Annotated in this window: 3 protein-coding genes; 2 read left to right on the top strand and 1 reads right to left on the bottom strand. The window is 71.2% G+C overall.

Annotated features, from left to right (window positions below; translation table 11 throughout):
- Positions 1-81 precede the first annotated feature (81 nt).
- Entirely contained in the window at positions 82-1845 is a 1764-nt protein-coding gene (gene leuA, locus WDV06_RS36455; RefSeq protein WP_395514095.1) for a 2-isopropylmalate synthase, read from the bottom strand.
- Positions 1846-2210: 365 nt separating this feature from the next.
- Here leuA and WDV06_RS36460 point away from each other — a divergent pair, with 365 nt between their 5' ends.
- On the top strand, positions 2211-3290 hold the full coding sequence (locus WDV06_RS36460) for a M4 family metallopeptidase (RefSeq protein ID WP_395514096.1): 1080 nt from the start codon (positions 2211-2213) through the stop codon (positions 3288-3290).
- 10 nt (positions 3291-3300) lie between these two features.
- Positions 3301-3573: a protealysin inhibitor emfourin gene (locus WDV06_RS36465; protein WP_395514097.1), complete on the top strand. Its 273-nt coding sequence runs from the start codon at positions 3301-3303 to the stop codon at positions 3571-3573.
- Positions 3574-3865: the final 292 nt, after the last annotated feature.

Here is a 3865-nt window from a genome sequence, read left to right on the forward strand (position 1 = left end):
CCCCCCCCCCCCCCCCCCCCCCCCCCCCCCCCCCCCCCCCCCCCCCCCCCCCCCCCCCCCCCCCCCCCCCCCGGGGGTGGTTCAGCGGCCCGCGCGGTTGACGGCGGAGATGACCGCCTTCAGCGAGGCACGGGTGGTGTTGGCGTCGATGCCGATGCCCCACAGGACCCGGCCGTCGATGGCGCACTCGATGTACGAGGCGGCGACGGCGGAGGCGCCCTCGCTCATCGTGTGCTCGGTGTAGTCCAGCAGGCGGGCGTCCACGCCGATGCCGGCCAGCGCGTCGAAGAAGGCCGAGATCGGACCGTTGCCGGTGCCGTTCAGGACCGTCTCCACGCCGTCCACGACCGCCTCGACGGTCAGCGTGTCCGTGCCGTCCTTGTCGGTGGTGGTGGAACCGGAGCGCAGCTGGATGCGGCCCCACGGGTTCTCGGGGTTGGGCAGGTACTCGTCCGCGAAGACCTCCCAGATCGCCTTCGGCGTGACCTCGCCGCCCTCGGCGTCGGTCTTGGCCTGGATGATCCGCGAGAACTCGATCTGCATGCGGCGCGGCAGGTCCAGCTTGTGGTCGTTCTTCAGGACGTAGGCGATGCCGCCCTTGCCCGACTGGGAGTTGACGCGGATGACCGCCTCGTAGGAGCGGCCGACGTCCTTCGGGTCGATCGGCAGGTACGGGACGGCCCACTCGATCTCGTCGACGGTCTTGCCCTGGGCGGCCGCGTCGGCCTCCATGGCGTCGAAGCCCTTCTTGATGGCGTCCTGGTGGGAGCCGGAGAAGGCGGTGTAGACCAGGTCGCCCGCGTAGGGGTGGCGCGGGTGGACCTCCATCTGGTTGCAGTACTCGCTGGTGCGGCGGATCTCGTCGATCTGCGAGAAGTCGATCTGCGGGTCGATGCCCTGGGAGAACAGGTTCATGCCCAGGGTGATCAGGTCGACGTTGCCGGTGCGCTCGCCCTGCCCGAACAGGCAGCCCTCGACGCGGTCGGCGCCGGCCATCAGGGCCAGCTCGGCGGCGGCCACGGCGGTGCCGCGGTCGTTGTGCGGGTGCACGGAGATGCAGATGTGCTCGCGGCGGGTCAGGTTGCGGGCCATCCACTCGAAGCGGTCCGCGTGGGTGGAGGGCGTTGAGCGCTCCACGGTGGCGGGCAGGTTCAGGATGATCTCGCGGCCCTCGCCCGGCTGCCAGACGTCGCAGACGGCCTCGCAGACCTCCAGGGCGAAGTCCAGCTCGGTGTCGGTGAAGATCTCGGGGCTGTACTGGTAGCCGAAAACGGTCTCGGGGCCCAGCAGCTTCTCGGCGTACTCCATGACCAGGCGGGTGCCGTCGACGGCGATCTGCTTGATCTGCTCCTTGGAGCCGCGGAAGACCACCCGGCGGAAGGTCGGGGCGGTCGCGTTGTACAGGTGCACGGTGGCGCGCTTGGCGCCGACCAGCGATTCGACGGTCCGCTCGATCAGGTCCTCGCGGGCCTGGGTCAGTACGGAGATGGTGACGTCGTCCGGGATCGCGCCCTCTTCGATGATCGAACGCACGAAGGCGAAGTCGGTCTCGCCGGAGGAGGGGAAGCCGACCTCGATCTCCTTGTAGCCCATGCGCACCAGCAGGTCGAACATCTCGCGCTTGCGGGCGGGGGTCATCGGGTCGATCAGCGACTGGTTGCCGTCGCGCAGGTCGGTGGAGAGCCAGCGGGGGGCCTTGGTGATGCGGGCGTTCGGCCAGGTGCGGTCCGGGATGTCCACCTGCTCGTACACGCCGTACTTGTGGATCGGCATCCCGGAGGGCTTCTGGGTGTGGGTCGCGTTGGTGATGGGCGTGGGGCGACCGACAAAAGGCTGCTGGCTCATGGCGTTGGGCTCCTCGCGTGTCCGCGGTAGTTCGCTGGGACGGCCGACGGCGGTAGTGAAAACCGCAACACCAAACTCCGCGGGGAGGGGGCCGGCCTACGACTACAGACCCTCGCCGCGGCAGCTAAGGAGAAGCAGCCCGAAACGCATGATGGGCCGAGCCTAACCGAGCCGCGCCGTATCGCGAGGACCTGTTTCAGTATGCAAGACCCGCGCGTCCGATTTATACCCTTTGTGACTCAAAACCGCTTTCCTCCGCCAAGGTCCGGCGGATCCGTCAACACGGCGCGACGCCTTTGAGACAACCGAATGAATCATGCTCGCCGCTAGTGACACCGCCATCACCCACTGCCACATTTCCGGGCATGGATGCCTTCCTTTCCCACGGACCCGCCCCCCACCACCCCGTCTTCTGCACCGTGGTGCCTCCGCACCTGCTGGACAAGGCCGCCCGCTCCGCCGACTCCACCCGGGCCGACTCCGCCCAGCGCACCCTGGAGACCGACGCCCTCCTGCGCACCCGGCGCCGCATCAGCACCGTCCGCGGGATCGCCCCGGCCGCGGCGGACCCGTCGGCCCCCGAGGGGCCGCGCCGCACGATCTACGACGCCCAGCACCACACGCGGCTGCCCGGCAAGAAGGTCCGCGCGGAGGGGGCCGACACCTCCAAGGACGCCACCGTCAACCGTGCGTACGCCGGGCTGGGCGCCACGTACGAACTCTTCCTCAAGGGGTACGGCCGCCGCTCGATCGACGGCTCCGGCCTGCCGCTGGACGCGAGCGTCCACTACGGCGAGGACTACAACAACGCCTTCTGGGACGGGCAGCAGATGGTCTTCGGCGACGGCGACGGGGACCTGTTCCTCGACTTCACCGTGTCGGTGGACGTCATCGGCCACGAGCTGACCCACGGCGTCACCCAGTACACGGCCAACCTCGACTACCACGGCCAGTCCGGGGCCCTGAACGAATCGATGTCGGACGTCTTCGGCTCGCTGATCAAGCAGTACTCCCTGGGGCAGACCGCCGACCAGGCGGACTGGCTGATCGGCGCCGGGCTCCTCGGCCCCCACGTCACCGGGGTCGCGCTGCGCTCGATGAGGGCGCCGGGGACGGCGTACGACGACGACGAGCTCGGCAAGGACCCGCAGCCCGCGACGATGGACGGCTACGTGACCACCTCGCGGGACAACGGAGGCGTCCACATCAACTCGGGCATCCCCAACCACGCCTTCTACATCGTGGCGACCGAGCTCGGCGGCAAGGCCTGGGAGCGGGCCGGACAGATCTGGTACGACACCCTCACCGGCGGGCAGCTGGAGTCCCGTGCGGACTTCAAGGACTTCGCCAGGCTGTCGACAGCGGCGGCCGTCGCCCGCTTCGGGGAGGGAGGCGCCGAGCACCAGGCCCTCCAGAAGGCCTGGGCGACCGTCGGCCTGGGGTAGGAATGCGGGCATGAAGATCGAAGTGGTGCGGACGGGCGGATTCGCGGGGATCGAACGCCGGGCCGAGGTGGACACCTCGGGCCGGCCCGACGAGCAGGAGTGGGCGGCCCTGGCCCTGCTGGCACTGCGGCCCGACCCCCGCGCCGCGGAGGGGCCGGGCGGCGTCCGGGACGGGTTCTCCTACCGCATCACGGTGGACGGGCGGACGGTGTCCTGCCACGACCCCCACCTCTCGGACGCCCAGCGCAGCCTGATCACACGGGTGCTGAAGGAAGGCGCGTAGCGGATGACCGCGACGGCCCCCGGAGGCGACCCCGGCGGACGAGCGGAAGGTGCGGGAGGGGCAGCGGGAGCCGGAGGTACCCGAGGCCTTCGCATGGGTGGCCGAAAACAGCCCCTCCTCGCGGGCCGCCGTGGACGCGGCGGGGCTCGCCCCCGGGGGGGGGGGGGGGGGGGGGGGGGGGGGGGGGGGGGGCGGGGGGTGGGGGTGGGGGGGGCGGGGGGGGGGGGGGGGGGGGGGGGGGGGGGGGGGGGGGGGGGGGGGGGGGGGGGGGGGGTGGGGGGGGGGGGGGGGG

This window comes from Streptomyces racemochromogenes (assembly GCF_044129415.1).
Taxonomy (GTDB): Bacteria; Actinomycetota; Actinomycetes; order Streptomycetales; family Streptomycetaceae; genus Streptomyces; species Streptomyces racemochromogenes_A.

Excerpts from the sequence above, each read along its gene's own strand:
- WDV06_RS36465 (WP_395514097.1), top strand. The coding sequence starts at position 3,301 with ATGAAGATCGAAGTGGTGCGGACGGGCGGATTCGCGGGGATCGAACGC.
- WDV06_RS36460 (WP_395514096.1), top strand. The coding sequence starts at position 2,211 with ATGGATGCCTTCCTTTCCCACGGACCCGCCCCCCACCACCCCGTCTTC.
- leuA (WP_395514095.1), bottom strand. The coding sequence starts at position 1,845 with ATGAGCCAGCAGCCTTTTGTCGGTCGCCCCACGCCCATCACCAACGCG.